This is a genomic window from Pseudooceanicola profundus (assembly GCF_054919315.1).
Genome location: NZ_CM142898.1, coordinates 184,465 through 211,423, shown reverse-complemented (window position 1 = coordinate 211,423; position 26,959 = coordinate 184,465). Strand labels below are relative to the sequence as shown.

Here is a 26,959-nt window from a genome sequence, read left to right as displayed (position 1 = left end):
GGGCGGGGTCCCGCCGATGGCGCGGGCCTTGAGGCCGAAGCGCCGGGGCGGACGCGCGGCGCGCGCCGGGCCTCAGTTCCCGCCGCCGCGCAGGAAGTCCATCACCGCCGGGCGCACCGATTGCGCGCCGCTCACGCGAGCCTCGTCGATGACCTTGCGCAGGGCCTTGATGTCGGTGCGCAGCAGCAGGTGCTTCACCGGCCCGATGGAGGCCGGGCGCATGGAGAGCGCCCGCAGGCCCATGGCCACGAGGCAGAGCGCCTCGATCGGCCGGCCCGCATCCTCGCCGCAGAAGCTGAGCGGCGTGCCGGTCTCCTCGCAGCGGGCGACGATGCCTTCGAGGAAGGTCAGGAAGGAGACGTTGAGCGTGTCATAGCGTCGGCGCACGCGCTCGTTCTCGCGGTCGGCGGCAAAGAAGAACTGCTTGAGGTCGTTGCCCCCGATGGAGAGGAAGCCGACCTCCTGGAAGAACTTCTGCGGCGCGAAGGCGAGGGAGGGCGTCTCCAGCATGGCGCCCACTTCCAGCGTCTCGGGCAGGGGATGGCCGAGGATGCGCTCGCGCTCCAGCGCCTTGTCCATTTCGGCCCGGGCGGCCTTGTATTCCTCGTACTGGGCGACGAAGGGGAACATCACCGTCAGCGGGCGGCCATGGGCCGCGCGGATCAGCGCCTGCAACTGCATCCGCATGACGCCCGGCTTGTCGAGGCCCACGCGGATCGCCCGCCAGCCGAGCGCGGGGTTCGGCTCGTCATTGGGCTTCATGTAGGACAGCACCTTGTCCGACCCGATGTCGAGCGTGCGGAAGACGACGCGCTTGCCTTCGGCGGCGTCCAAGACCCGGGCATAGAGCGCGGAGAGCTCGGACCGGCGCGGCATCTGGTTGCGGATCAGGAACTGCAACTCGGTCCGGAAGAGGCCCACGCCCTCGGCGCCGGAGCCCTCGAGCGAGGGCAGGTCGGCCATGAGGCCCGCGTTCATCGTCAGGGTGATCCGTTCGCCGCAGAGCGTGACGGCAGGCGTGTCGCGGATCGAGGCATAGCGTTCCTGCGCCTGCGCCTGCATCGCGATCTTGTCGCGGAAGGCGGTGACGACGGTTTCCTCGGGGCGCAGGTGGGCCACGCCGTTATCCCCGTCCAGCAGCATGTGATCGCCGTTGAGCGCCTCGGTCGTGATCCGCTCGGCGTGGATGATCAGGGGAATGGCAAGCGCCCGGGCCACGATGGCCGCGTGCGAGCCGACGGAGCCTTCCTCCAGCACCACGCCGCGCAGGGAGCGGCCGTAGTCCAGCAGTTCCGCCGGGCCGATGTTGCGCGCCACGAGGATCGGGTCCGCGGGCATCTCGGCCCCGGTTTCCCGGCCCTGACCCGTCAGGATGCGCAGCAGCCGGTTCGACAGGTCGTCGAGATCGTGCAGCCGGTCGCGCAGGTACTGGTCGGTCACGGTGGACATGCGGGCGCGGGCGGCGGATTGCTCCTTTTCCACGGCGGCCTCGGCCGAGAGGCCCCGTCCGATGTCTTCCTCCATCCGGCGCATCCAGCCCTTGGAGTTGGCGAACATCCGGTAGGCTTCGAGCACCTCCAGCTGTTCGCCGTCGCCATCGGCGGCATCGGCCAGCATCGCATCCACGCCGACGCGGAGCTGTTCCACCGCGGTGCGCAGCTTCTCGTTCTCGCGGACGGGGTCATCGGCGATCGGGTTGGTGATCACCACGCGGGGTTCATGCAGCCAGACATGACCCTCGGCGGTGCCTTCCTGACCGGTGGCGCCGCGGAAGACCACGTGCTTGGTGTGCCGGGCGGAGAGGGCGGCGCCTTCGCCGACGAAGGCCCCCAGTTCGGCCATTTCGGCCAGAACCATGGCCACCACTTCGAGGGCATAGATCTCGTCGTCGGAGAACTTGCGCGCGGTCTTGGACTGCACCACCAGCACGCCCAGCTTTTCCCCCAGCCGCTGGATCGGCACACCGGCGAAGGAGGAGTAAATCTCCTCCCCGGTTTCGGGCATGTAGCGGAAACCCGCCTCGGTCGGGGCATCGGCGGTGTTCACCACGTGGCCGGCACGGGCAACACGGCCAACGAGACCCTCGCCAAGGCGCATCCTTGTCTGGTGCACGGCCTCGGCCTTGAGGCCCTCGGTGGCGCAGAGTTCGAGGGTTTCGGCGTCGCGGAACAGGTAGACGGAGCAGACCTGGGTCTGCATTTCCGAAGCGATCAGCCGTGTAATGCGATCCAGCCGGGCCTGACCATGGGCGTCCTCGGCCATGACCTCGCGCAGACGGCCAAGCATACGCCGGCTGTCGGTCTGGAAATTCTCGCTCATTGTCTGAGCTTCCTTAACCCTCGTTGCCACCGCAGACTAAAACACAACCGGTGGCTGATAGAAATGAATAACATGTCGGAAACATGTGAAAAGACACGTCGGACTGTCACGACGTGGGGGCAGGCGGACGGTTTCCCGTCCGCGCCGCTGCATGAAGACTGGCGTTCAGGGGCCTGAAATCAGGCCTTTTCCAGCTCGAAGGCGTCGTGGAGCGCCTGAACGGCGAGCTCCATGTACTTGCGGTCGATCAGCACCGAGATCTTGATCTCGGAGGTGGCGATGACCTTGATGTTGATGCCTTCGTCCGAGAGCGTCTTGAACATCTTGGCGGCCACGCCCGACTGCGAGCGCATGCCGATGCCCACGGCCGAGACCTTGGCGACCTCGGTATCGGCAACCAGTTCCTCGAACTCCAGAACGCCGGCTTCCTTGGCGCCGTTCAGCGCCTTCTCGGCCCGTTTCACCTGATCGGTGGGGCAGGAGAAGGTCATGTCGGTCAGGCCTTCCTCGGCGATGTTCTGGATGATCATGTCGACGTTCACGCCGGCGTCGGAGAGGGGGCCGAAGATCGCGGCGGCGATGCCCGGTTTGTCCTTCACCGAGATCAGGGTCATCTTGCTCTCATCGCGCGAGAAGGCGATGCCGGAGACGACATTGGATTCCATGATATCCTCCTCGGCACAGACCAGCGTGCCCGCAGTTTCGTCATTTTCTTCGAAGCTGGAGAGAACCCGCAGCTTCACACCATACCGCATCGCCAGCTCGACCGAGCGGGTCTGCAGAACCTTGGCCCCGAGCGATGCCAGTTCCAGCATCTCCTCGAAGGCGATCTTTTCCAGTTTGCGCGCCTTGGGGCTGACGCGGGGGTCGGTGGTATAGACCCCGTCCACGTCCGTATAGATGTCGCAGCGCTCGGCGTCGAAGGCGGCGGCGAAGGCCACGGCCGTGGTGTCCGAGCCGCCCCGGCCCAGCGTGGTGATCCGGCCCTCGGGGGAAATCCCCTGGAAGCCCGCGACCACGGCCACCTTCATGCCTTCGGCAAACTTGGCGTTGATGTTCTCGGTCGGGATCTCTTCGATCCGGGCCTGGGAATGGGCGCTGTTCGTCTTCAGCGGCACCTGCCAGCCCTGCCAGCTGCGGGCGGGCACATCCATTTCCTGAAGGATCAGCGCCATCAGGCCGGCGGTCACGTTCTCGCCGGAGGAGACGACGGCATCGTATTCGCGCGCGTCGTAGAAGGGCGAGGTTTCGCCGACCCAGCCCACAAGCTCGTTTGTCTTGCCGGCCATGGCCGAGACGATGACGATGACGTCATAGCCCTTGGCAACTTCGACGCCCACGCGTTTTGCAGCGCGGCGGATACGGTCCAGCGTGGCGACGGAGGTGCCGCCGAATTTCATCACGAGCGTGGGCATGATCTGTCCCTGACCTTTGTTTGGGGCGCGGTTTACGCGCCCCGCGCGTCAAGGGCAAGATGGCGAATGTTGCGTGAAACCCCCTCAGAAGGGGATTTTCGTACCCTCGTAGGTCTCGAAGCAGCCCGAGGTCGCGGGTGAGAGCGCATCGAAGCGCTGAACCAGCCCCTTGGCGGAGGTCGCGACGTCGATATCGGCCCCGCTGCCGCCCATGTCGGTGCGCACCCAGCCTGGGTGGTAGGCGCCAAGGGCGATTCCCTCCGGGGCCAGGTCGGCGGCGAGGTTGCGCACCACGTTCAAAACGGCGGCCTTGGAGGCGCGGTAGATGTAGGAGCCGCCCGGCGCGCGCTCCTGAGAGCCCATGGCGGAGGAGATCACCGCGACCTTGCCGCCCGCGGCGCGCAGGTTGGGCAGCAGGGCCTGGATGCACTGGAACGGGCCGGTGACATTGGTGGCGAATTCCTGCGCCCACATGTCCGCCGGGAAGCCCGTGTCCAGCGGCTGGCCCTTGTCGAGGTAGACACCCGCGTTGCAGATCAGCAGGTCGATGGGCTTGCCCTGAAGCGCATCGGCCATGGCCTTGATCTGGGTCGGGTCGGTCGCATCGAGCGCCATCAGCCCGTCACCGCCCGCGCGCGACGTGCCCGTCACGCTGTCGCCACGCGCCTCGTAGATCTCGCGCAGGGCGGCACCGATGCCGCGGCTCGCGCCGGTCAGGACAATCTGCATGCTGTCTTCCTCTGGTGTGGGGGTGTCAGTTGGTCTTGCGACCCGGCAGGAAGGGCAGGGGCGCGATCGGCACCCCTTCTTCCAGCAGCTTGCGGGCCTCTTCCGGCTTGGCCTCGCCGTGGATCGCACGTTCGGGCGCGTCGCCCGCATGCATCCGCCACGCCTCGCGGGCGAAATCGCGGCCCACGTAGTCGGAGTTTTCCTCGACCTTGCGGCGCAGTTCGGCGAGGGCGGTTTCGGCCTCGCTGGCGGGGAAGGAGAGGGGGCGGGCCTTCGCGGTCTCCGTGTCGTGGGTCGCGCCGAGGCGCGGGGCCATCATGGCCTTCTCCACGTGGGCGGAGCCGCAGATCTCGCAGGTGAGCATGCCGGAGGCGCGCAGCTTGTCGAAGGCGTCGGCAGACTGGAACCAGCTGTCGAAGCGGTGGTCGTTGTCACATTTCAATGCGAACTGGATCATCTGCGGGCCATGTGAGGGGATGACACTTCCATGACAGTAAATAGCGGCGGCGCGGGAGAATTCAAGCGGAGGGGAGCGGGCTCAGGCGCCTGCGCGGGGCCTTTGCCCGCCGGTCTGGCTGCCGGTCTGCCTGACAGTCTGCCTGACAGTTTGCCTGAAGGTCCGCCGGTGGGTCAGCGCAGCTTGCGCGGGTCGAAGTTGCGCAGCAGGTCGGCCAGTTCCGGCTCCTGCACGAGGGCGGCGGCCTTCTTGCGGCTGAACCATTCGCGCCGGCGCTGCTTGCGTTCGGGGAAACGCGCGGTGAGCGTCTTGACCTGCACCGGAAAGACCATCGCGACACAGGGAATATCGATCCCTTCACTGATGTTTTTCATGTATGAAAAGACACCAACGCAGCGGTTGGAGACGGTCCCGCGCACGCCGGCTTCCTCGTAGGCCTCCCGCAGGGCGGCCTCGGCCGGGGTGCGGTCCGGCATCGGCCAGCCCTTGGGGACGATCCAGCGCCGCGTTGTGCGGCTGGTGATCAGCAGGATCTCGGGCGTCGACTTGTGGGTGCGGTAGCAGAGCGCGGCATATTGCGTGCGCGAATCCGGCCTGTCGGCCGCAGTCATGGCCGCATGCGTGGATCTCTTGCCCTGAAAACTCACCAAAACCCTCCCCCGGCCTGCAAAACTTGCCCTGCCGGGGTCCTCCCGTCGCTGCTCTGCCGGTTCGTTATTCGCCCGAGGGTGGCGTGGGTCAATGACAACCGCATGACGTCGCGCTTCGAGGCGGGGCGCGGGGCGGGGCTGTGCCGCTTTATCGGGCGCGGCTCGCGGTGGGGACCGGGGTGGGGGGGGGCGCGTGGCGCTGCTTGAGGCTGCGGCGCAGGGATCGGTTCGGGATCAGGGAGATAGGTAAATCTGCGGATTGTATTTCCACCTCCGAAATGGACTGGACAATCCGCGCGCGGCCTGCACTCTTGCGCCATCGCGGGGCGCGTCGGCATGGGGCCGCAGCGCCTCCGCCCGACAAATGGACGCGACGATGAACGGTGCCGAAAGCCTTGTCCGCAGCCTGCTCGATGCTGGTGTGGATACCTGTTTTGCCAACCCCGGAACCAGCGAGATGCACTTCGTGGCCGCCCTCGACCACGTGCCGGGGATGCGCTGTGTGCTGGGCCTGTTCGAAGGGGTCGTGACCGGGGCCGCCGACGGCTATGCCCGGATGACCGACAAACCCGCGGCGACGCTGCTGCACTGCGGCCCGGGCCTCGCCAACGGGCTGGCGAACCTGCACAACGCGCGCCGCGCCCATGCCCCGGTGCTGAACCTGATCGGCGATCAGGCCACCCATCAGGCGCCGCTCGATCCGCCGCTGACCGCCGACACGATGGCCTTTGCGCAGGGCGTGTCGGTCTGGACGCGCCGGGCCACCAGCGCCGACCGCGTGGCGGCCGACGCGATGGAGGGCCTGCGTGCCGCCATCGAGGGGCCGGGCGTGGCCAGCCTGATCCTGCCCTCTGACACCTGCTGGGACGAGGGCGGCGTGGTCGCCCCGGCGCTGCCGCGCGGGCCCCGTCCGCAGGCCGATGCCAAGGCGCTGGAGGTGGCCGAGCGTATGCTGCGCAACGGGCGGCGCACCGCGCTGATGCTGGCGGGGGCCGCCCTGCGCGAGGCGCCGCTGGAGCTTGCCAGCCGTATCGCACAGGCCACCGGGGCGGTGGTGATGGCGCCGACGCAGGTCAAGCGGGTGCAACTGGGGCAGGGACGGCTGATGCCGGCCAAGGTGCCCTATGCCATCGATCCCGCGCTGGAGATGATGGCCCAGTTCGACCAGATCATCCTGATCGGCGCCAAGGCCCCGGTGCAGTTCTTCGCCTATCCCGGCAAGCCCGGCGTGCCCTACCGCGCGGACACGGTGATCCACACGGTCACCCGTCCCGGCATGGACGACCTCCATGCGCTTGACGTGCTGGCCGAGGCCCTGGGCGTCGGGGCTGCGCTGCCGCTGCCCGCCGCGCCGGACTATGGCCCGATCTCGGGGGCGATCACCGCCGAGGCCTTCGCCGCCGGCGTGGCGCAGCTTCTGCCGGAGAACGCGATCCTCGTGGACGAGGGTGTCAGCTTCGGCCGCGCCGTCTATCCGGCGCTGGCCCATGCCAAGCCCCATGACTACCTGCAACTGACCGGCGGCGCGATCGGCGACGGCATCCCCATGGCCACCGGCGCCGCCGTGGCCTGCCCGGATCGCCGGGTGGTGGACATCCAGGCGGATGGCTCGGGGCTCTACACGGTGCAGGGGCTCTGGACCCAGGCGCGCGAGGCGTTGAATGTCACCACCGTGGTGCTGTCGAACCAGCGCTACGCGATCCTCGAGGGGGAGCTGAAGGCCGTGGGCGCGACCCAGGGCAAGACCGCCACCGACATGCTGACGCTGGACCGGCCCTCGATCGACTGGCCGTCGATCGCCAAGGGCTTCGGCGTGCCGGCGACCCGGGTCGAGGACATGGAGAGCTTTGCCAAGGTTTTCGAGGCGGTGAACGCCGAGGACGGGCCCCACGTCATCGAAGTGATGATCTGATCCGGGGCGCGACGTCCGGGCCTCGGCGCCCGGTCGCCAGGGACCGAAATGCAGACAGGCGACCTTTTGGGGGCCGCCTGTTTCCGTTTGTCCGGGGCGGCCCGTCGGGGCCGCCTATCTCGTCCGCGTTCAGCGCGGCCGCCCGTCTTTAGCCTCTGTCAGGCCATCGCCTCGCGCCGGTTCCAGCGGATCGAGGACCAGAGCGAGACGCCGATCAGGGCCGCGCCGCCAAGGCCGGTGATTACCTCGGGGATATGGATCAGCGATTGCAGGTACATGATCACCGAGAGGATCAGGATCGCGTAGAAGGCGCCGTGTTCGAGGAACCGGTATTCCGCCAGCGTGCCCTTTTCCACCAGCATGATCGTCATGGAGCGCACGTACATCGCCCCGATGCCGAGGCCGATCGCGATGACGAACATGTTCTGGCTGAGCGCGAAGGCCCCGATCACCCCGTCGAAGCTGAAGGAGGCATCCAGCACCTCGAGGTAGAGGAAGGCCCCGAGACCACCACGCGCGGCGGCCGAGGTGGCGGCCTGGCGGCTGTCGATGAGCCCGCCCAGAACCTCCACCGCGAGGAAGGTCACGAGGCCGAGAATCGCCGCCTCGATGAAGACGCGCCCGTCGTTGCCCGCCTGCAGGTGCGAGAAGATCAGCGCCAGCAGCAGGACGATGCCCACCTCGATGCCCTTCACGGCGGCGGAGCGCGCCATCCGTGTCTCGATCCAGCCGAGCCAGTGGATGTCCTTGTCCTGATCGAAGAAGTAGTTGAGGGCCACCATCATCAGGAAGGTGCCCCCGAAGGCGGCGATCGGCAGATGCGCCTCCTGCATGATGCGGCTGTACTCGGCCGGTTCCGTGGCCGCAAGGCGGATCGCCTCGATCGGGCCGATCTTGGCCGCGATGACGACGATCAGCAGCGGGAAGACGATGCGCATCCCGAAGACCGCGATCAGGATGCCCCAGGTCAGGAAGCGATGCTGCCACTCGGGGCGCATGTCCTTGAGCTTGTTGGCATTCACGATGGCATTGTCGAAGGAGAGCGAGATCTCCAGCACCGCCAGAACGGCGACGATGAAGAGGAAGGAGAGCATCCCGGCGACGCTCTCGGTGTAGATCCAGCCGAGGCCCGCGCCAAGCGCAAGGCCCGCGATGGTCACGACGATGGCCCAGAAGAAGTACTGCATCAGGGCGGATTTCTGGTGTGTGGATGGGGGCATGTTACCTCTCCGATGGGGCGAGGGGACCGCGCGCGCGCGGGGACATGTCCGTGGTGTTCAGGAGCATGGGTCGCCTGTCTCTGCGGCTGACAAACGGGGAGTGCCGACATCACAAGCGTGCCGCAGACGCTTGCCAGAGGGGCCCGGTCACCCGATCCGGGCGGGCGCTTGGGGCCCGTGGGGATCGCGCTCTGGATATCGCAGCGCGGGCCGGAAGTCGAGGTGGGGCAGGGGCCCGCCGGGGCATGATGGGCCTGTGTGGTGCGCAACCCCGCGACTGCGGCGCGGGGCTCTTGCTACCAGTGGAAGGCCATATGACAGGCAGCATGGCGAGGGCCGCTACGCGGAGCAGGACAAGGGCCGCAACACGGGGCACCACTGCAATCGCAACGGGGCGCGCAACCTTTCGCGGCAATCGCGCGTTGGGAAGGGAACCGCAACCGCAGAGGTCCTGTCTCCATGTCGCTCGACCAATCGCTCGACACCTCCCACGACAGCCAGCCGTCCAGCCAGCCCGTCCCGGAATCCGTCACCGATCCCGCCCCCGCTTCCCGTGCCGAGGGGCCCTTTGCCGTGATCGCCAATGCCAAGTCCGGCACCAATGCCCGTGATCAGCAGGCCATCGACCGCGTCATGGCCGTGCTGGAGGACGCCGCCGGCACAGGCGAGGCCCGGCTCTACCGCTGGTCGCCGGATCAGGACATGGGCGCGCTGGTCGACAGCGTGATCGCGGATGGCGCCCGTACGGTCATCGCCGCGGGAGGAGACGGCACCGCCATGGCCGTGGCCGGCCAGATGGTGGGACGCGAGGCGGCCTTCGCCGTGCTGCCGCTGGGGACGTTCAACTACTTCACCCGGGGTCTCGGCCTGCCGGAGGAACCTGACGAGGCCGCCCGCGTGCTGCTCGACGCGCGCCCCCATGCGATCCGCGTGGGGCAGGTGAACGGGCGTGTCTTCCTGAACAACGCCAGCCTCGGGATTTACCCGGCCGTGCTGAAGGAGCGCGAAACGGTCTACAAGCGCTGGGGCCGTCGCCGGATCATGGCGCATTGGTCCGTGGCACGGACCTTCTGGCAGTTCCAGCACCCGATGCACCTGACCATCGAGGCGGATGGCGAGACCTTCACCCGCCGCACGCCGCTGCTCTTCGTCTCGCGTTCGGCCTATCAGCTGGAGCGCTTCGGTCTGGAGGGGGACAGCGCGATCAGCGACGACAAGTTCGCGGTGCTGATCGGCCGGGGCGAAAGCCGGGCCGATCTCTTCCGCATCGCCTTCCGGCTGGTGACGCGTACCGCGCAGCGCGGGCGGGATTACGATTTCCTCGCGGCCGGGAAACTGCTGGTGCATACCAAGAGGGACCGCACGCTGGTGGCCTTCGACGGGGAGAAGTCCCGCGACCCCAGCCCCTTCGATTTCTGCATGTGCGACGCACCGCTGACGATCCTGCTTCCCGAAACCGCCGAAGGGGACACATGAGGCGTATCATCCACCTTTCCGACCTGCACTATGGCCGCGTGGACGCGGCGCTTGAGACGCCCCTGATCGAGGCGGTCACGCGGCTGAAGCCGGACCTGACGGTGATCTCGGGCGATTTCACCCAGCGGGCGCGGCGGCGTCAGTTCGCGCAGGCCCGTGCCTTCCTCGACCGGGTGCCGGGGCCCGTGCTCTGCGTGCCGGGCAACCACGACACGCCGCTCGACAATCTTTTCCTGCGGTTCCTGCGGCCGTTCTACCGGTACAAGCATTTCATCAACCGCGATCTGGAACCTGTCTTCGAGGACACGGAGATGCTGGTGGCCGGGGTGAACACGGTGAACCGTTTTGCATGGCAGTCCGGCAAGGTGGGCACCGGGCGGTTGCGCCGTCTGGCCACCCGGATGGAGGGCGCGGGCGACAGGCTGCGCGTCGCCGTGCTGCACCACCCGCTGGAACATGCCCCCGGCGTGGACAAGCGTCTGATGCGCGGCGCCTCCGCCGCGCTGGAGGCCCTGTCCGAGGCCGGGGCCGATCTCGTCCTCTCGGGGCACCTGCACCGGGCGGGGGCAGAGCCGTTCCGCACCGTGCCGGGGCTGCTCTTCGTGCAGGCGGGAACGGGGCTCTCCACCCGGCTGCGGGACGGACAGGGCAATACCTTCAACCAGATCGACTGCGACGGCGAGGTGCTGCGCATCACCCAATGGGATGCCGAGCGCGGAGAAGCGCCCGGGTTCTTTCCCGCGCCGCCGCAGGCGTGGCAGCGCGGCGCGGAGGGCTGGGAGCGGCTGGACCCGGCAGGTGCCGGGGCGCCTCCTGCGCAGGCCGCAGCGGAATGAGGCTGATCTCTATTGTATCGAGACATCCGCGCGGAAACTGACGGTCTTGTCCGCGTCCCGGTCGTTGCCCATGAGGTAGACGCGGATCGTATAGGTCCCCGTTTCCGGCAACTCCACCGACCCTGTGTTGTCGGCGCTCATGGAACTGTTGAAGATCGCGTAGCCCTCGCTGCCGGGCGGCAGGATGTTGAAATAGACACTGCCATGGCCATTGGTCTCCGCGGCATCAAGCTCGACAAAGAGGGTCTGACCGGCCTTCGCGCCGAGATGGTAATCCATGTAGGCGTGGCCGGTGATCGTGCCTTCCAGCATCGTGCCGTAGTTGCCGGGGGCGAACTGCACCTCTGCGGTCATCTGGGCGTTGGCGGGCGGCGCGAGGGACGCGGCAAGGGGCAGGGCCAGCACGGCAAGGACGCCGAGGCCGGGGCAGGGGCAATGGGATCGCATGGTTTCCTCCTCAAAAGACGAACCCGGAGAGGGTTCGGTGAAATAGGGGCGGCCTCATGGGGCGGCCCGGTGCGGCACCGGCGCAGGCCGGGCCCGGAAAACAGGTCTTTGGAAACAGGGAGATTGGGCCCCAGACGCGTCAGCCTGTCAAGCGTGGGGCCGTGGACAGGCCCGTCGGGGGCCGTGCCAAGTGCCCTCCGGGCTGCCCGTCGGACGGGCGCGGAGGGGCGCGGACAGGGCCAGCCGCCGGCTCCCGCATGGGCCAGAGCCGCGGCTCTCTTCCCCTTGGCGGGCGGCTCGGCTACCTTCCGGGCCAAACGCGAAAGGACGACGCCCATGGAAATGAACGACCAGAAGGTGATCAAGGCCGACCGGATGACGGTCTGGGCCGCGCTGCTCAGCCCCGAGGTGCTCAAGGAATGCGTGCCCGGCGCGACCGAGGTCTCCGGCTCCCCCGAAGAGGGGTTCGAGGCGGCGGTGACCCAGAAGGTCGGCCCGGTGAAGGCCAACTTCAAGGGCACCGTGGTCCTGTCCGACATGGTCGAGGGCGAGAGCCTGACCATGTCCGGCGAGGGCAAGGGCGGGGCCGCGGGCTTTGCCAAGGGCGGCGCCAAGGTGACGCTGGCGGACCACGAAGAGGGCACGCTGCTGACCTACGACGTGGACGCCAAGGTGGGCGGCAAGCTGGCCCAGCTGGGCAGCCGGATCATCGACGGCTTTGCCCGCAAGATGGCGGACCAGTTCTTCACCCGCTTCCAGGAAGTGTTGGAGGGCCCGGCCGAAGGTGACGAGCCGCCCGAGGCGGAGAAGAAGGGCTGGCTCAAGCGCCTGCGCGGCTGAACCGCGCTGGGCGAAGGCCCGGCAGGGGCTGAGCGGGGAGCTTTGCCTCTCGCCGCCCGAACGGCCCGCGACATGGTGGGTGTCGTGGCCCGGCGTGAACCGGGACCGCGCGTTTGCGCCTCCGATCTTGCGCACATGAGCGCAGGGAGCCGCCACGGTTCTGTGCAATTTTGAAGGGGCCGCACCCATGGCGTGCGGCCTTTTGGATATTACATGCCCTGCCTACCCTCACGCACGACAAGAAGGGGACGGGACATGGCTCCGATCCTGCAGATCAAGGATCTGCGCAAGACATATGACGGCGGGTTCGAGGCGCTCAAGGGCGTCACGCTCGACATCAAGGAGGGCGAGATCCTGGCGCTCCTCGGCCCCAATGGCGCGGGCAAGACCACGCTGATCTCCACCCTCTGCGGCATCACCCTGCCCACCGGCGGCTCTGCCTCCGTGGGCGGGCACGACATCCTGAAGGACTACCGCGCCGCGCGCGAGATGATCGGCCTCGTGCCGCAGGAAATCGCGCTGGAGCCCTTCGAGAAGGTCATCAACACCGTGCGGCTGACGCGCGGTCTTTTCGGCAAGCGGCGTGATGATGCCCTCGTCGAGAAGATCCTGCGTCAGCTCTCGCTCTGGGACAAGCGCGACACGCCGACCAAGGCGCTGTCAGGCGGCATGAAGCGCCGGGTCCTGATCGCCAAGGCACTGGTCCACGAACCCCGGGTGCTCTTCCTCGACGAGCCGACGGCGGGTGTGGACGTGGCGCTGCGCAAGGGGATGTGGGACACGGTCGAAGAGCTCAAGGCCAGCGGCGTGACCATCATCCTGACCACCCACTACCTCGAAGAGGCGGAGGCCATGGCCGACCGGATCGGCGTGATCCAGAGGGGCGAGCTTCTGCTGGTCGAGGAAAAGGCCGCGCTGATGAAACGGCTGGGCCGCAAGAAGCTGACCGTGCAGCTGCGGAGCCCGCTGAGCGAGGTGCCCGCCGCGCTCTCCGGCTTCGATCTGGAGCTGGCCGAGGACGGCCACGCGCTGGTCTACACCTACGACAGCCAGGCCGAGCGGACGGGGATCACCCGGCTGCTGGCGGCCCTGGCGGACGCGGGCGTGGGGCTGGCCGATCTTTCGACCCACCAGTCCTCGCTCGAGGAGATCTTTGTCGATCTGGTCGGGGAGGACGCGGCATGAACCTCTATGCAATCGGTGCCATCTACCGTTACGAGATGGCGCGTTTCTTCCGCACCATCCTGCAGAGCTTCCTCTCGCCGGTGATCTCCACCTCGCTCTACTTCGTGGTATTCGGCACGGCCATCGGCAGCCGGATCGAAAGCGTGGAAGGCGTCAGCTACGGCGCCTTCATCGTGCCGGGCCTGATCATGCTGGCGGTGATCCAGCAGGCGCTGAACAATGCGGCCTTCGCGATCTACTTCCCGCGCTTCACGGGGACGTTCTACGAGGTGCTGACCGCGCCGGTGAACTTCCTCGAAGTGGTGGCGGGCTACGTGGGCGCGGCGGCGACCAAGGCGCTCTTCATCGGGGTGGTGATCCTCGGGACCTCGACGCTCTTCGTCGACATTTCGATCGCGCATCCGCTGGCGATGGTGGCCTTCCTGCTGCTGACGGGGATCAGCTTCTCTCTCTTCGGGTTCATCATCGGCATCTGGGCGAAGTCCTTCGAGCAGTTGCAGCTGATCCCGATGCTGATCGTCATGCCGCTGATCTTCCTCGGGGGCTCGTTCTACTCGCTCTCGATGCTGCCGGAGATCTGGCAGAAGATCACCCTGTTCAACCCGGTGGTCTACCTGATCTCGGGCTTCCGCTGGTCCTTCTTCGGCACGGCGGACGTGCCGGTGGGGCTGTCGCTGCTGGCGATCTGCGGCTTTACGGCGCTGGCACTGGGCGTGATCGGCTGGATCTTCCGCACCGGCTGGCGGCTGCGCTCGTGACGCCGGGTCGCTGAAAAAGGGGCGGGGCCGAACGTCGGCCCCGCTGCCCCCCGGACAGGCATTGGCCGCGGGAAAATGGCCGGGCGGGGACAGGTTTGCGTTTTTCGCCGCCCCGTCTCTGCCGTCCCCTTGTTTGCTCCGGGTGCGCTCTCTATTTCGAGAGGCATGAAAAGCTGGATTCCCTTTCTCAAGGATCGTCCCACGGTCGCCGTGGTGCGCCTGTCGGGCCTCATTGCCGACGGGCCGCGGGGCGGACTGAACGACGCGGGCCTCGCGCCCGTCATCGAAAAGGCCTTCCGGCGCGGCAAGCCGAAAGCCGTGGCGCTGGCCATCTCCTCGCCCGGCGGTTCGCCGGTGCAAAGCGCCCTGATCGCGGCCCGCATCCGGCGCCTCGCGCAGGAGAAGGAGGTGCCCGTCATCGCCTTCGTCGAGGACGTCGCCGCCTCGGGCGGCTACTGGCTCGCCACTGCCGCCGATGAGATCTATGCCGACAGCTCCTCCATCGTGGGCTCCATCGGGGTGATTTCCGCGGGCTTCGGCGCCCATGTGCTGCTGGCCCGTCAGGGCGTGGAGCGGCGCGTCTATACCGCCGGCCAGTCGAAATCCATGCTGGACCCGTTCCGCCCCGAGAACCCCGAGGATGTCGAGAAGCTGCAGCGCCTGCTGGAGCAGATACACGGCAATTTCATCGCGCAGGTGACCGAACGGCGCGGGCCCAAGCTGAAGCAGGACAAGGACCTCTTCACCGGCGAGGTCTGGCTGGGGTCCCGCGCGCGGGAACTGGGGCTGATCGACGGCATCGGGCACATGGTGCCGGTGCTGAAGGAGCGGTTCGGCGACAAGGTCCGCTTCCGCAGCTACGGGGTGAAGAAATCCTGGCTGCGGCGCATCGGCGCCTCGGTGCTGGGGGACGCGATCATGGGCATCGAGGAACGCGCGGCCTACGCGCGCTTCGGTCTCTGAGTCATGATCCTCAAGGTTGTTGTCCTCTTTCTCGTCGCCATGGGTGTCATGGCCATGTTCGGCAAGCTGCGCTTTCCCGGGATCGGCCCGGGCAAGGGGCGGCAGGCGAGGCTTTCCACGAAGAAATGTCCGCGCTGCGGGGCCTACCGGATCGGTAAGGGCCCCTGCAACTGCGGCCAGAAATAGGGGCTGACATGCCTTGGATTCTCTGTGGGGTCGGACTGGCCCTGCTGGTGTTTGCCGGTGACGCCCTGGTCAAGGGGGCGGTGAACCTCGCGCTGCGGCTGGGGATACCCGCGCTGATCGTCTCGCTGACCGTCGTTGCCTTCGGCACCTCCGCGCCCGAGCTTCTGGTGGTGATCGACGCCGTCATCCATGGCAAGCCGGGCCTCGCGCTCGGCAACGTCGTGGGCTCCAACACGGCGAATATCCTGCTGGTGCTGGGGGTGCCCGCGATGCTGGCCACGATGCACAGCAGCCATTTCGACACCCGGCGCAGCTATTACATGATGCTGGCCGCGACAGTGGTCTTCATCGGCTTCTGCCTGACCGGGGAGCTGGTCTTCTGGCACGGGCTGGTGATGCTGCTGGCGCTGATCGCCACGCTGGTCGACCAGTATATCGCCGGCCGCAAGGCGCGCGCCGCCTCCGAAGCGGCGGTCGACGAAGAGGACCTCGAAGGGGCCGACCCGGGCATGAAGGGCTGGAAGATCGCCGTTTTCCTCGTGGCGGGGCTGATCGGGCTGCCGCTGGGGGCGAACCTTCTGGTGGACAATGCCTCGATCATCGCGCGCAGCTTCGGCATCAGCGAGACGGTGATCGGCCTGACGCTGGTGGCCGTGGGCACCTCGCTGCCGGAACTGGCGACCACCGTCATGGCCGCGCTGCGCAGGCAGGCCGACGTGGCCATGGGCAACGTCATCGGCTCGAACATGTTCAACCTGCTGGGGATCATGGGCATCGGTGCCATGGTGGGCAACATCCCCGTGGAAGACAGCATGCGCAGCTTCGACCTCTGGGTCATGCTGGGGGCCTCGCTGCTGCTGGTGCCCTTCGCGCTGATGAAGGTCGATATCACCCGGTTGTGGGGTGTGGTGTTGACCGCGCTCTATCTGGTCTACGTTAGCCTCATCCTGTTCTGAACGAGGCGAGGGAAGACCGAATGACGAAGGCTCTGGTGACCGGAGGGGCCAAACGGCTCGGGCGGGCGATGGCCCTGCACCTGGCGGGGCGCGGGTTCGACGTGGCGATCCACTATGCCGGGTCGCAGGAGGCCGCCGAAGAGCTGGCCGCCGAGATCCGCGCCATGGGCCGCAAGGCCGTCCCCCTGCAGGCCGACCTGCTGGAGCTGGAGGCGGTCGAGGCGCTGGTGCCGCGTGCCGTCGAGGGGCTGGACGGCCCACTGACGGTGCTGGTGAACAACGCCTCGCTCTTCGAATACGACCGCATCGGCAAGGTGACGGGGCAGGGCTGGGCCCGCAACATCGACAGCAACCTGCGCGCGCCGGTGCTGCTGACGCAGGCCTTTGCCGCGCAATGTCCCGATCCCGTCAGCGACGAACGCGGCGAGCCGGTCGCCCGGGGCCTCGTGGTGAACATGCTGGACCAGCGGGTGCGCAAGCTGACGCCCGAGTTCACCAGCTACACGATCGCCAAGATGGGGCTCTGGGCCTTCACCCAGACCGCCGCCATGGGGCTGGCGCCCCGCATAAGGGTGAATGCCATCGGCCCGGGCCCGACGTTGCAAGCCGCCGGCCAGAGCGACGAGAGCTATGCCCAGCAGAGGGCGAACACGATTCTCACCCGCGGATCGAATCCCTCCGACATCACCGGGGCGCTCGGATATTTCCTCGACGCACCGGGCGTTACGGGGCAATTGCTGTGCACCGACGGCGGCCAGCACCTCGCCTGGAAGACGCCCGACATCACCGGTTTCGACTGAGATCAAGCAGGCCTTTTCAGGCGACGCTGCGGAAGTTGTACACCGGTCACGGGGCCGTTACCAAGGTGTCACTAAAACTTCAATAAATTCAGTCCCTTGCCGAGTGGCCAAAAAAGTTTCCATTGAAATCAGATGGTTATAAAGTTGCCTAAAAAGATCGCAAAATAAGGAACCGCCAATGTTTCAAGGGAATTTCGCACGTCCAAGAAAGTTGTCTTCAGACTTATCCACAAGATCCGTGGATTTGTTCTGCCTTGCCTTGGACGCGCCGAATTTGCAGACACGGGCGGGAATCACAGCCAGCTGAGTCATGACCCAAGGTAACTCCGATATCCCCGCGGACCGGACCGATGAGGCGCCCGAGGCGCGACTCACCGGCCACGCGCTGATCCAGTCCTACCTCCGGACGCTCGACAGCTCGCCCGGGGTCTACCGGATGCTGGATGCGGAGAGCCGCGTGCTCTACGTCGGCAAGGCGCGCAACCTGAAGGCGCGGGTCTCGAACTATGCGCGGCCCTCGGGGCACTCCGGCCGGATCGCCCGGATGATCCGCCAGACCGCCTCGATGATGTTTCTCACGACGCGGACCGAGACCGAGGCCCTGCTGCTGGAGCAGAACCTCATCAAGCAGCTCAAGCCGCATTACAACGTGCTGCTGCGCGACGACAAAACCTTCCCCAATATCCTCGTCTCGAAGGAGACGGACTTCCCCCAGATCCGCAAGCACCGCGGCGCGAAGAAGGAGAAGGGGGCCTATTACGGGCCCTTCGCCTCGGCCGATGCGGTGAACCGGACGCTGAACCAGCTGCAGAAGGTCTTCCTGCTGCGGAATTGCTCCGACAGCATGTTCTCCTCGCGGACGCGGCCCTGCCTGCTCTACCAGATCAAGCGCTGTTCCGGCCCCTGCGTCGGGCTGATCTCGCAGGAGGAATATGCCGCCACGGTGCGCGACGCGGAACGCTTCCTCTCGGGCCGCTCGACCAAGGTGCAGGAGGAACTGGCCAGCCAGATGGCCGAGGCCTCCGAGGCGATGGAGTTCGAACGCGCCGCCGCGCTGCGCGACCGTATCCGCGCGCTGACGCAGGTCCAGTCGGCGCAGGGCATCAACCCGCGTGCCACGACCGAGGCCGACGTGGTGGCGCTCCACATGGAGGGCGGGCAGGCCTGCGTGCAGGTCTTCTTCATCCGGGCGAACCAGAACTGGGGCAACCGCGATTTCTACCCCCGCGTCGGCCCCGACATCGAGGCGGCGGAGGTGCTGCAGGCCTTCCTCGGCCAGTTCTACGACGGCAAGGAGCCGCCGCGACTGATCCTGCTGTCCCACCCGGTGGAGGACAGCGATCTGCTGGCCGAGGCGCTCTCGGAAAAGGCGGGCCGCAAGGTCGAGCTTTCGGTGCCGCAACGGGGCGAGAAGGCGGAACTGGTTGAAAGCGCCGCCCGCAACGCCCGCGAAAGCCTCGCCCGCCGGATGGCCGAAAGCGCGACGCAGGCGAAACTCCTGCGCGGCGTGGCCGAGGCCTTCTCCCTCGACGCCCCGCCGGAGCGGATCGAGGTCTACGACAACTCCCACATCCAGGGCACCAATGCCGTGGGGGCGATGATCGTGGCCGGCCCCGAGGGGCTGATGAAGAACCAGTACCGCAAGTTCAACATCCGGGGCGACGACCTGACGCCCGGCGATGACTTCGGCATGATGAAGGAGGTGCTGACGCGCCGCCTCTCGCGCCTGCTGAAGGATGATCCCGACCGCAGCAAGGGCACATGGCCCGACCTGCTGCTGATCGACGGCGGGGCAGGGCAGGTCTCAGCGGTGCAGGAAATCCTCGACCAGCTGGGCCTGCCTGACATCCCCATGGTCGGCGTGGCCAAGGGCGTCGACCGGGACCACGGCAAGGAGGAATTCCACCGCCCCGGCACGCGCCCCTTCGCGCTGCAGATGAACGATCCGGTCCTCTACTTCATCCAGCGCCTGCGGGACGAGGCGCACCGTTTCGCCATCGGCACCCACCGGGCCAAGCGCGCCAAGTCGCAACTCGCCAATCCGTTGGACGAGGTCCCCGGCGTCGGCGCCACCCGCAAGCGCGCCCTGCTGGCGCATTTCGGCTCCGCCAAGGCGGTCACCCGCGCCAACCTCGCCGATCTCAAGGCCGTGGACGGCATCTCGGACACGCTGGCGGAAACCATCTACGATCACTTCCACGGCACCGGCTGACCCCCGCCCAGACCCCATTTCTGTCTCTCCGCGCGCCCTGTCATCCACTGTTCCCAAGTATCCCGGGGGTCCGGGGGCTGGCCCCCGGTGCCATCTTCACAGCAGGCCCGCCCCGCTCCGCGATGCTCCCGCATCAACCCCGCTTTCCAACCCGCCCCGAAAGCCCTAGATAGTCCTCATGACCCTGACCGTTCCCAATATCCTCACCATCCTGCGCCTGATCGCGGCGCCGGCCATCGCCATCATCTACCTGGCGGTGCCCCGCCCGGCTGCGGATATCATCGCCCTGGTGGTCTTCGGGGCCGCCTCGGCCACGGACTGGTTCGACGGGCATCTCGCGCGCAAGTGGAAGCAGGTCAGCAAGCTCGGCACCATGCTGGACCCGATCGCCGACAAGGCGATGGTCGTGGTCGCGCTGATGGTGTTGGCGCGCTATTCGCCGATCGCGCCCTGGATCATCCTGCCCGCGGCGGTGATCCTCTTCCGCGAGGTCTTCGTCTCGGGGCTGCGGGAATACCTCGGCGACGTGGCGGGCGTGCTGAAGGTCACGCCGCTGGCGAAGTGGAAGACGGCGAGCCAGATGGTCGCCATCGCGCTGCTGCTGGCCAACGGGGCCTTCTGGGCGCTGACCGAGCGGACCGGCTCGATCTGGGCCGATGCGCCGAACGAGTTGACGGCGGTGGGCGGCGGCATCCTGATCTGGGTCGCGGCGGCACTGACCGCGATCACCGGCTGGGATTACTTCGCCAAGGCCAAACCCTACCTGGAGGGCTGAGCATGGACATCCTCTACTTCGCCTGGCTGCGCGAGCGGATCGGCGTCCCTCGCGAGCGGGTCGAGACCGGGGCCGAGACGGTGCGCGATCTCGTGGCCGAACTCAGCGCCCGGGATGCGGGCTATGCGGCGGCCTTCGCCGATCTGTCGGCCCTGCGGGTGGCCCTCGACCAGGAACTCTCCGAGTTTGATGCGCCGCTCTCCGGTGTGCGCGAGGTGGCCTTCTTCCCGCCGATGACCGGGGGCTGAGCCCATGGAGATCCGCGTGCAGGCCGAGGCCTTCGATGCCGGTGCCGAACTGAATCGTTTCTCGGCGGGCGCCGAGGGGGCGGGCGGCGTGGTCAGCTTCACCGGCGTGGTGCGCGACCTGCCGGGCGGCGGTCTGACCGCCATGGAGATCGAGCACTACCCCGGCATGACCGAGAAGGCGCTGACCGATTTCGCCGCGCAGGCGATGGACCGGTGGGCGTTGTCGGACGTGCTGGTGATCCACCGCTACGGGGCGCTCGCGCCGGGGGCGCAGATCATGATGGTGGCCACCGCCGCCCCGCACCGCCGTGCGGCCTTCGAGGCGGCGGATTACCTGATGGACTACCTGAAATCCCGTGCGCCCTTCTGGAAGAAGGAAATCACGACCGAGGGCGCGGATTGGGTCGCCGCCAAGGCGCAGGACGAGGCTGACCTCGACCGCTGGTGAGCGGGTGACGTTCTGCCCGTTTTCTTCGAAGAAAACGGTCCGGAATTTTTGAAAATTCCGGGCAGCGCCGGGGGCGAGGGGCGCTCCTTCCACGTGCAGTCGTGTCCCTTGGCGCCCAGCTGAACTCCAAGTGCCTCCCGCGCAGGTCAAACCCGCAGGCCGCGGCGCGTTTCAGACGTGGCCCGCACGCGAAAAAAAAAACGGCCCCGCGGGGCCGCTCTCGTCTTGGTCTCTCTGTGGATCAGGGCGGCGCCAGATGACCGGGCCGCCTTTGGGAGCCAAGCCAATGCTCCGGATCAACGGCGCCCGATCGGGCTTCGACCGGATCAATCGCCTACCAGATCACTGGCCAGCTCACTGGGCGGCGTGGTGCTTGTCGATGTAGCTGCGCAGTTCCTCGGCCTCGTGCCGGGCCTCGCGCAGGCCGTCCATGGCGGCGGCAAGTTCGGCCTCGGTCTGGCTCAGCTGGTTGGTCAGCTCGGCCTCGCGCTGCTGCAGGTAGGTGATCGCCTGATCGCGGGTCTCTTCCGCCTCGTGCAGCTCCTGCGCCATCTTCTCCAGCTCCCCCATGTCCGACTTGGACACCCGGGTGAAGCGGTGGATCAGCCAATAGGCGAACCACCCGAAGCAGAAGGCCACGAAGAGGATGATCGCTAGGGCAATGACGAATTCGGTCTTGTTCATTGGGTGGCGCCGGCCTCGGTCTGTTCTTCCGTGGCCTCTTCTGCGCCCGTTTCCCCCTCGGGATCAAGGCCGGAATCCGCGTCAGCGCCGTTCACCTCCGCGTCATCGCCGCTTTCGGAGGCCACCTCGCCGGTGGTGTCGAGGGCCTCGTCACTGATCGCGTCCCCGCTCTCGTCGCCCGACCCCTCGACCTCGACGGCCTCTGTCAGGTCGTGCATCGGCGCGCCCTCGGTGGTGTCGAAGTCCGCGTCGCCGCTGCCCTCGTCGTCCGTGGCGAGCGCTTCCGCTGCGCTCTCGGCCACTTCACCGGTGGTCTCCAGGGCGGCATCGGTGATTTCCTCGGGCACTTCCGGGGCGAGCAGGCGGAACTCGATCCGGCGGTTCACCTCGCGGCCTTCCTCGGTGCCGTTGTCGGCGATGGGCTGGCTCTCGCCATAGCCCACGGCGGTGTAGCCCGAGGTCAGCACCCGGCGCATCCGCAGCTCGTTCAGCACGGCGGTGGCGCGTTCCTGGCTCAGGGCCTGGTTCATTTCCTCGCGGCCCTGGCTGTCGGTGTGGCCGCTGATCTCCAGCGGGATGTCCCCGCAGGCCTTCAGCACCTCGGCGATGTCGTCCATGGCGCCCATGGAGTCGGCTGAGATCGTGGCCGAGCCGGGCTCGAAGTTGATCTTGGCGACCTCCTGGATGCCACGCAGTTCCCGCAGGCATTCCTCGGGCGTGGGCAGGGAGGCGATCGGGTCCAGCTCCTCCTGGTAGACGACGGAGATGTCGTAGCTGGCGCCATCGCCCAGCTGGGTGGCCAGCAGCTGCGCGATCTCGGCCTGGGCGTTCTCGTTGCCGGTGTCGCCCGCGATGACGAGGTCATCGGGGGTCACGGTGACGACGCCGTTGGAGAGCTTGGAGAGCGCCTCCAGCGCGGCCAGCACGCGGATCGTCCAACCGTCGGGCAGGTCCTCGTCGAGACGTGCGGCGGTGTAGACCGCGCTCGCCCCGAATCGGGACTGGGCGTAGCTCTGGGTCGCGTTGCGCGACAGTTCGTCGGAAATGCGGCCGCGCAGCTGCACCATGCCCTCGGGGCTCAGCGTGGCGGTGAATTCGGGCGGGCCTTCCTCTTCGTCCTCGCTTGGCGCGACGGGCAGGGTGGCATGCAGCGCGTAGAGGTCCGGCAGGTCGTTCTCCAGCTCACCCACGACCCGGTCGAAGAGCCCCTGCGCCGTGCCTTCGGCTGCCACGAGGGAGATATCGGCATCGGTGAAGGTGATCGCCCCGCCGCCCAGTTCCGTCAGCCCGGCGATCCCGGTGGAGACCGCCTGCGCCCAGTCGGGGGAGGGCATGCCGAGGCCGATCCGGCAGCGCATGGCCCCTTCGAGGCCGGCGGCGCGGGCGGCCTCCTCGATCATGGCGATATCCTCGGCGTTGTCGGCGGAGCAGGCGTCGAACCGGGCGCCGCTGTCGTCCACGAGGAAGCGCACGGTGAAGGGTGCGATGACGGGGCGCGGCGCGGTCAGCGTCAGCGACAGGTCGACCCCGTCGGGCAGGGCGCGTTCCAGCCGGCGCTGCAGGTCGTTCTTGGCTGCGGTGCTTTCGACGGCCGCGTCGATGCGGACGTGGTTCGGCGCCACGGAGATCTTGGAGCGCGGCAGTTCGTTCAGCGCCTCGATGGCGAAGGTCACCGCCTCGATCCAGCCGCCGGGGACGGGGTAGCGCGCGGTTTCCAGCAGGTCGGTGATACTGCCGATGCCGTCGATATCGCCGAGCGTCTCGGTCAGGCGGTCGCGGTTGGTGGCGGCGGGGATCAGCCCGATCAGCGAGAGCGTGTCCTCGTTGCGCAGGATCTCGACCGAGAAGTCGGGGGGCTGGATCGCCTCGGCGGCCTGCACCTGCATCAGGTCGATGACCCGGGCCGCGTCTACCACCTGCCCGGTGACGGTGATCGCGTTGAAGCGCGCCGCCTCGCTGGGGGCGAGGCCCGAGAGGTTCACCCGCAGCCCGTCGGCCTGCACCTCGGCCCAGTCCATCTGGTGCGTGTCGAGCGTGTGGCGGACGTCGATCTCGGTGCGGTCCTCCACTGCGCCGGCCGAGAAGGCGGCGGCGACGAGGCTGAGGACGGCGGCCGAGGTGAAGGCCGAGCTGACGATCGCGAGCGAGGACAGGCGCATGTCTGGCGGGTATCCCGATAATTGCAGTGCGCGCGTTTTAAGACGCGGGGGCGGGCCTGTAAATCAGAGCAGGAAGGCGACGGCGAAAAACGGCAGGACCAGAAGGCCCGCGTTCCGGTTCGACCGGAAGAGCGCGAGGCACTTGTCGCCGTCGTCGATATCCAGTTGACGAAGCTGCCAAACCATATGCCAGCCAAGGGCCCAGGGACCGGCAAGCGCGACGAACAGGGCCAGCGGATTGGCCCGGTCGATCATCGCCCCGATCACGGCCAATGCCATCAGCGAGACCGAAATCACAAGGAATTGACGCAGGACGCGGGCCGTGTTGCCCGCGAAGAGCCGCGCGGTGGACTTCACCCCGATCAGCGCGTCGTCTTCCTTGTCCTGGTGGGCATAGATCGTGTCGTAGAAGATCGTCCAGGCGATGCCGCAGAGATAGAGTGCGAAGGGCGGCCATGAGAGCGTGTTGCTGTGCGCGGCCCAGGCGAGGATGGCGCCCCAGTTGAAGGCGAGGCCGAGGAAGACCTGCGGCCACCAGGTGAAGCGCTTGGCGAAGGGGTAGATGCAGACCGGCCCCAGCGAGATGATCCCCAGCACGATGGCCAGTGGGCCGAAGGTCAGCAGGATGCAGAAGGCGATCAGCGCCTGCGCCACCATCCAGAGCGCCGCGCCCTTGACGGTGACCTGCCCCGAGGGGATCGGCCGGGATTTCGTCCGCGCCACGGCGGCATCGAACTTGCGGTCGGTGATGTCGTTCCAGGTGCAGCCCGCGCCTCGCATCAGGAAGGCGCCGATGGCGCAGCCGATGAAGATCCACAGGTCGTGCCAGCCCGCTTGGCCGTTCGCCAGCATGGCAAGGCCCAGGCCCCACCAGCAGGGGATCAGCAGCAGCCATGTGCCCACCGGCCGGTCGGCGCGCGACAGCCGCAGGTAGGGCCGCGTGGCCGCCGGTGCGAGCCGGTCGACCCAGTTGCCCTTGACCGCGTCGGCCACCTGTCCGTCGGGGGCGTGTTGCTCTGGCGCTTGGGCATTTCGGGTCATAAGAAGGGTCCATGGATACGGCGAAAATCAGGCTCTATGTAGATCACCCGCTGGGGGCGGGGCAAACCGTTCCTTTGGAGCGGGACCAGGCGCATTACCTCTTCGGGGTCATGCGCCTCGGCGATGGCGATGCGGTCGCGCTCTTCAACGGGCGCGACGGCGAATGGCAGGCGCAGGTGACGCAGGCCGGCAAGCGCGGCGGAGAGCTGACCTGCCGGTCCCGGTCGAAACCGTTGCAGATGCCGCCCGACCTCTGGCTGCTCTTCGCGCCGATCAAGAAGGCGCGCACCGACTTCATCGTCGAGAAGGCGGCGGAGATGGGGGCGGCGCGGATCGTGCCGGTGCAGACCGATTTCACCAATTCCGAGCGTATCCGGCAGGACCGGTTGCAGGCCCATGCGGTCGAGGCGGCGGAGCAATGCGGCGGCACCTACGTCCCCGAGGTCGCGGACCTGCACAAGCTCGACCGGCTGCTGGCGGACTGGCCCGAGGGCCGGCAGCTGATGTTCTGCGACGAGGCCCTGGCCGAGGAACCGGGCGGCGCGCCGCTCTCGACCCTCACGCCGGGCCCGTGGGCGATCCTGATCGGGCCGGAGGGTGGCTTCTCCGAGGCGGAACGCAGCCGGCTGCGCGGTCTGCCCTTCGCGCATCGTGTCGCGCTCGGCCCGCGCATACTGCGGGCGGATACCGCGGCGGTGGCCGCGCTGACGCTCTGGCAGCAGGCGCTTGGCGATTGGGGCGGAGAGCGGAGCGGGGAGTGCGCATGAGTGACATGACCCCGGTCCGCGCCGACGATCTGCCCGCGGTCCTCGACTACCTGCGCGGCCAGACGGCCTGCGCCATGTTCCCGCTGGCGAACCTCGAAACCCACGGGCTGGCCACCCAGTCGGGCCACAGCCGCGCCATGTCGGCCTGGGTCCGCTACGAGGACGGCGAGGTCGTGGCCTTCCTCGGGATGACGCGCGATGGCTGGATGCTGCCGGTGCTGGCGGCGGGCGATCCGCTGCTCGACGCCGTGACTGCGCCGCTCTCCATGCGGTCCTACGAATGGATTCTGGGCGAGGCCGGGGCGGTGCATTCCGTGCTCGACACGCTCGACCTGCGGCACCATCCCATGGGCCTGCTGCGCGACGAGCCGCATTTCCTCCTGCCGCTGAGCGATCTGGTCATGCCCGAGGTCGCGGGCCTGCTCCTCGTGCCCGCCGATGCCAGCCGCCGCGACCTGCTGATCGACTGGCGCAGCCAGTACAACGCCTATGTGCACGGCACCTCGCCGTCGGTCGCCGCAGAACGCGCCGTGGTGGACGTGGACGCCATGCTGGAGACCGGCAGCCACGTGCTGCTGATGCAGGGCGATACGCCGCTGGCGATGACGGGCATCAACGCACGGGCCGGGAACACGGTGCAGGTCGGCGGGGTCTTCACCCCGCCCGCGCGGCGCGGCGAGGGCCTTGCCCGGGCGGCGGTGGCGCTGCACCTCGCCGCCCTGCGCGACGAGACCGGTGCCGAGGAAGCGGTGCTCTTCGCGGCCAGTGACACCGCGACCGCCGCCTATCGCGCCATCGGCTTCAGCCGGATCGGCACCTATACGATGTGTCGTCTGGCGAGGCCCACGTGAGTTTCATCCGACCCGAGGCGCGCGCGGCCCTGAACCGCTGGCGCGAAGTGGCCATCGGGCTGGCGGTGGCGGCGCTCGGCCTGTGGTGGGCGCTGACCACCTTCGGCGTGCTGAAATGGGTGGGCGTCGTGCTGGTGCTGGCGGGACTTGGCTTTGCGGCGGCGGGCGTGCAGCGGGCGCGGTTCCGCTCTGCCCGGCAGGGGCCCGGCGTGGTGCAGGTCGACGAGGGGCAGATTGCCTATTTCGGCCCGCTCACCGGCGGCATCGTGGCCCTGTCGGAACTCGACCGGCTGGCGCTGACCGGGCAGGGGCCCTCGGCCCACTGGGTGCTCAGCCAGCCCGGCGCGGAGGACCTGCATATCCCGCTGGGGGCGGAAGGGGCCGAGGCGCTCTTCGATGTCTTCGCGGCGCTGCCCGGCCTGCCCACGCGCGAGTTGCTGGCGAAGATGCGGGCGCATGATGCGACAGCGGGCACCACGCCGGGGCAGGGCTCGTCGCAGGGCGCTTCCTCCGGATCGTCCCGCGCGGGCCTGACCCTTGTGCAGGGTGGCGCGGCATCGGGCGGCCCGGCAAAGGGTGACGTGATCTGGGAGAAACCGCTCCGCCGGTTGCATTGACACCGCCC

General features: G+C 67.8%; 27 protein-coding genes. 17 read left to right on the top strand and 10 right to left on the bottom strand.

Annotated features, from left to right (window positions below; translation table 11 throughout):
• Positions 1-72: 72 nt before the first annotated feature.
• The 5 genes from ptsP to ACX9MO_RS00955 all read right to left on the bottom strand — a co-directional run bounded on the left by ptsP (position 73) and on the right by ACX9MO_RS00955 (position 5,531).
• Positions 73-2,319 (bottom strand): phosphoenolpyruvate--protein phosphotransferase, encoded by a 2,247-nt coding sequence (ptsP, locus tag ACX9MO_RS00975; protein WP_222490450.1) that lies wholly within the window; start codon positions 2,317-2,319, stop codon positions 73-75.
• 179 nt (positions 2,320-2,498) lie between these two features.
• Positions 2,499-3,734, bottom strand: a complete 1,236-nt coding sequence (locus ACX9MO_RS00970) for an aspartate kinase (RefSeq protein WP_462213226.1) — start codon at positions 3,732-3,734, stop codon at positions 2,499-2,501.
• 84 nt (positions 3,735-3,818) lie between these two features.
• Positions 3,819-4,463 (bottom strand): SDR family NAD(P)-dependent oxidoreductase, encoded by a 645-nt coding sequence (locus ACX9MO_RS00965; RefSeq protein ID WP_462213225.1) that lies wholly within the window; start codon positions 4,461-4,463, stop codon positions 3,819-3,821.
• Positions 4,464-4,488: 25 nt separating this feature from the next.
• A complete protein-coding gene (locus ACX9MO_RS00960; RefSeq protein ID WP_462213224.1) occupies positions 4,489-4,920 on the bottom strand; it encodes a DUF1178 family protein in 432 nt (143 codons plus the stop codon).
• Positions 4,921-5,093: 173 nt separating this feature from the next.
• Positions 5,094-5,531 (bottom strand): NUDIX hydrolase, encoded by a 438-nt coding sequence (locus ACX9MO_RS00955; protein ID WP_462213223.1) that lies wholly within the window; start codon positions 5,529-5,531, stop codon positions 5,094-5,096.
• A 415-nt stretch (positions 5,532-5,946) separates the two neighbouring features.
• On the opposite strand from ACX9MO_RS00955, the gene ACX9MO_RS00950 reads away from it, so the two are divergent.
• Positions 5,947-7,482, top strand: coding sequence for an acetolactate synthase large subunit (locus ACX9MO_RS00950; protein WP_222490445.1), 1,536 nt, complete (start codon positions 5,947-5,949; stop codon positions 7,480-7,482).
• A 158-nt stretch (positions 7,483-7,640) separates the two neighbouring features.
• Here the strand turns inward: ACX9MO_RS00950 and ACX9MO_RS00945 are convergent, their stop codons facing one another.
• On the bottom strand, positions 7,641-8,702 hold the full coding sequence (locus ACX9MO_RS00945; protein WP_462213222.1) for a DUF475 domain-containing protein: 1,062 nt from the start codon (positions 8,700-8,702) through the stop codon (positions 7,641-7,643).
• A gap of 459 nt (positions 8,703-9,161) precedes the next feature.
• Between ACX9MO_RS00945 and ACX9MO_RS00940 the strand changes: the two genes are divergently transcribed.
• A complete protein-coding gene (locus ACX9MO_RS00940) occupies positions 9,162-10,178 on the top strand; it encodes a diacylglycerol/lipid kinase family protein (protein ID WP_462213221.1) in 1,017 nt (338 codons plus the stop codon).
• Positions 10,175-11,014, top strand: coding sequence for a metallophosphoesterase family protein (locus ACX9MO_RS00935; RefSeq protein ID WP_462213220.1), 840 nt, complete (start codon positions 10,175-10,177; stop codon positions 11,012-11,014). The genes ACX9MO_RS00940 and ACX9MO_RS00935 overlap by 4 nt, the downstream gene beginning before the upstream one ends.
• Positions 11,015-11,023: 9 nt before the next feature.
• Here ACX9MO_RS00935 and ACX9MO_RS00930 read toward each other — a convergent pair whose 3' ends face one another.
• Positions 11,024-11,461: a hypothetical protein gene (locus ACX9MO_RS00930; protein WP_462213219.1), complete on the bottom strand. Its 438-nt coding sequence runs from the start codon at positions 11,459-11,461 to the stop codon at positions 11,024-11,026.
• Positions 11,462-11,797: 336 nt separating this feature from the next.
• Between ACX9MO_RS00930 and ACX9MO_RS00925 the strand changes: the two genes are divergently transcribed.
• From ACX9MO_RS00925 to ACX9MO_RS00875, 11 genes are all read left to right on the top strand, one after another.
• Complete coding sequence (locus ACX9MO_RS00925; RefSeq protein WP_222490440.1) at positions 11,798-12,301, top strand: CoxG family protein; 504 nt, start codon at positions 11,798-11,800, stop codon at positions 12,299-12,301.
• A 255-nt stretch (positions 12,302-12,556) separates the two neighbouring features.
• Positions 12,557-13,486 (top strand): ABC transporter ATP-binding protein, encoded by a 930-nt coding sequence (locus tag ACX9MO_RS00920; protein WP_462213218.1) that lies wholly within the window; start codon positions 12,557-12,559, stop codon positions 13,484-13,486.
• Complete coding sequence (locus ACX9MO_RS00915; protein WP_462213217.1) at positions 13,483-14,244, top strand: ABC transporter permease; 762 nt, start codon at positions 13,483-13,485, stop codon at positions 14,242-14,244. The genes ACX9MO_RS00920 and ACX9MO_RS00915 overlap by 4 nt, the downstream gene beginning before the upstream one ends.
• 165 nt (positions 14,245-14,409) lie before the next feature.
• Complete coding sequence (locus ACX9MO_RS00910) at positions 14,410-15,207, top strand: S49 family peptidase (protein ID WP_462213216.1); 798 nt, start codon at positions 14,410-14,412, stop codon at positions 15,205-15,207.
• 3 nt (positions 15,208-15,210) lie between these two features.
• Positions 15,211-15,393: a hypothetical protein gene (locus ACX9MO_RS00905; RefSeq protein WP_222490436.1), complete on the top strand. Its 183-nt coding sequence runs from the start codon at positions 15,211-15,213 to the stop codon at positions 15,391-15,393.
• Positions 15,394-15,401: 8 nt separating this feature from the next.
• Positions 15,402-16,349 (top strand): calcium/sodium antiporter, encoded by a 948-nt coding sequence (locus ACX9MO_RS00900; RefSeq protein WP_222490435.1) that lies wholly within the window; start codon positions 15,402-15,404, stop codon positions 16,347-16,349.
• A gap of 20 nt (positions 16,350-16,369) precedes the next feature.
• Entirely contained in the window at positions 16,370-17,149 is a 780-nt protein-coding gene (locus ACX9MO_RS00895) for an SDR family oxidoreductase (RefSeq protein WP_462213215.1), read from the top strand.
• 310 nt (positions 17,150-17,459) lie between these two features.
• Positions 17,460-19,361 (top strand): excinuclease ABC subunit UvrC, encoded by a 1,902-nt coding sequence (gene uvrC / locus ACX9MO_RS00890; protein ID WP_462213214.1) that lies wholly within the window; start codon positions 17,460-17,462, stop codon positions 19,359-19,361.
• Between the two features lie 178 nt (positions 19,362-19,539).
• Positions 19,540-20,136, top strand: a complete 597-nt coding sequence (gene pgsA / locus ACX9MO_RS00885; RefSeq protein WP_222490432.1) for a CDP-diacylglycerol--glycerol-3-phosphate 3-phosphatidyltransferase — start codon at positions 19,540-19,542, stop codon at positions 20,134-20,136.
• A gap of 2 nt (positions 20,137-20,138) precedes the next feature.
• A complete protein-coding gene (gene moaD / locus ACX9MO_RS00880) occupies positions 20,139-20,384 on the top strand; it encodes a molybdopterin converting factor subunit 1 (RefSeq protein ID WP_462213213.1) in 246 nt (81 codons plus the stop codon).
• Positions 20,385-20,388: 4 nt separating this feature from the next.
• A complete protein-coding gene (locus tag ACX9MO_RS00875) occupies positions 20,389-20,832 on the top strand; it encodes a molybdenum cofactor biosynthesis protein MoaE (RefSeq protein WP_462213212.1) in 444 nt (147 codons plus the stop codon).
• Between the two features lie 354 nt (positions 20,833-21,186).
• On the opposite strand, the gene ACX9MO_RS00870 is transcribed toward ACX9MO_RS00875, so the two are convergent.
• The 3 genes from ACX9MO_RS00870 to ubiA all read right to left on the bottom strand — a co-directional run bounded on the left by ACX9MO_RS00870 (position 21,187) and on the right by ubiA (position 24,716).
• Positions 21,187-21,516 (bottom strand): hypothetical protein, encoded by a 330-nt coding sequence (locus ACX9MO_RS00870; protein ID WP_222490429.1) that lies wholly within the window; start codon positions 21,514-21,516, stop codon positions 21,187-21,189.
• Positions 21,513-23,675 carry an OmpA family protein gene (locus ACX9MO_RS00865; RefSeq protein ID WP_462213211.1) on the bottom strand — a complete coding sequence of 721 codons (2,163 nt, stop codon included), beginning with the start codon at positions 23,673-23,675 and terminating at the stop codon, positions 21,513-21,515. The genes ACX9MO_RS00870 and ACX9MO_RS00865 overlap by 4 nt, the downstream gene beginning before the upstream one ends.
• Before the next feature lie 63 nt (positions 23,676-23,738).
• Complete coding sequence (ubiA, locus tag ACX9MO_RS00860) at positions 23,739-24,716, bottom strand: 4-hydroxybenzoate octaprenyltransferase (RefSeq protein ID WP_462213210.1); 978 nt, start codon at positions 24,714-24,716, stop codon at positions 23,739-23,741.
• 11 nt (positions 24,717-24,727) lie between these two features.
• On the opposite strand from ubiA, the gene ACX9MO_RS00855 reads away from it, so the two are divergent.
• From ACX9MO_RS00855 to ACX9MO_RS00845, 3 genes are read left to right on the top strand one after another with little or no spacing between them, the layout of a single operon-like run.
• Entirely contained in the window at positions 24,728-25,483 is a 756-nt protein-coding gene (locus ACX9MO_RS00855; RefSeq protein WP_462213209.1) for a 16S rRNA (uracil(1498)-N(3))-methyltransferase, read from the top strand.
• Positions 25,480-26,334: a GNAT family N-acetyltransferase gene (locus tag ACX9MO_RS00850; RefSeq protein ID WP_462213208.1), complete on the top strand. Its 855-nt coding sequence runs from the start codon at positions 25,480-25,482 to the stop codon at positions 26,332-26,334. The genes ACX9MO_RS00855 and ACX9MO_RS00850 overlap by 4 nt, the downstream gene beginning before the upstream one ends.
• Positions 26,331-26,951 (top strand): hypothetical protein, encoded by a 621-nt coding sequence (locus tag ACX9MO_RS00845; protein ID WP_462213207.1) that lies wholly within the window; start codon positions 26,331-26,333, stop codon positions 26,949-26,951. Before ACX9MO_RS00850 ends, ACX9MO_RS00845 begins: the two co-directional genes overlap by 4 nt.
• Positions 26,952-26,959: the final 8 nt, after the last annotated feature.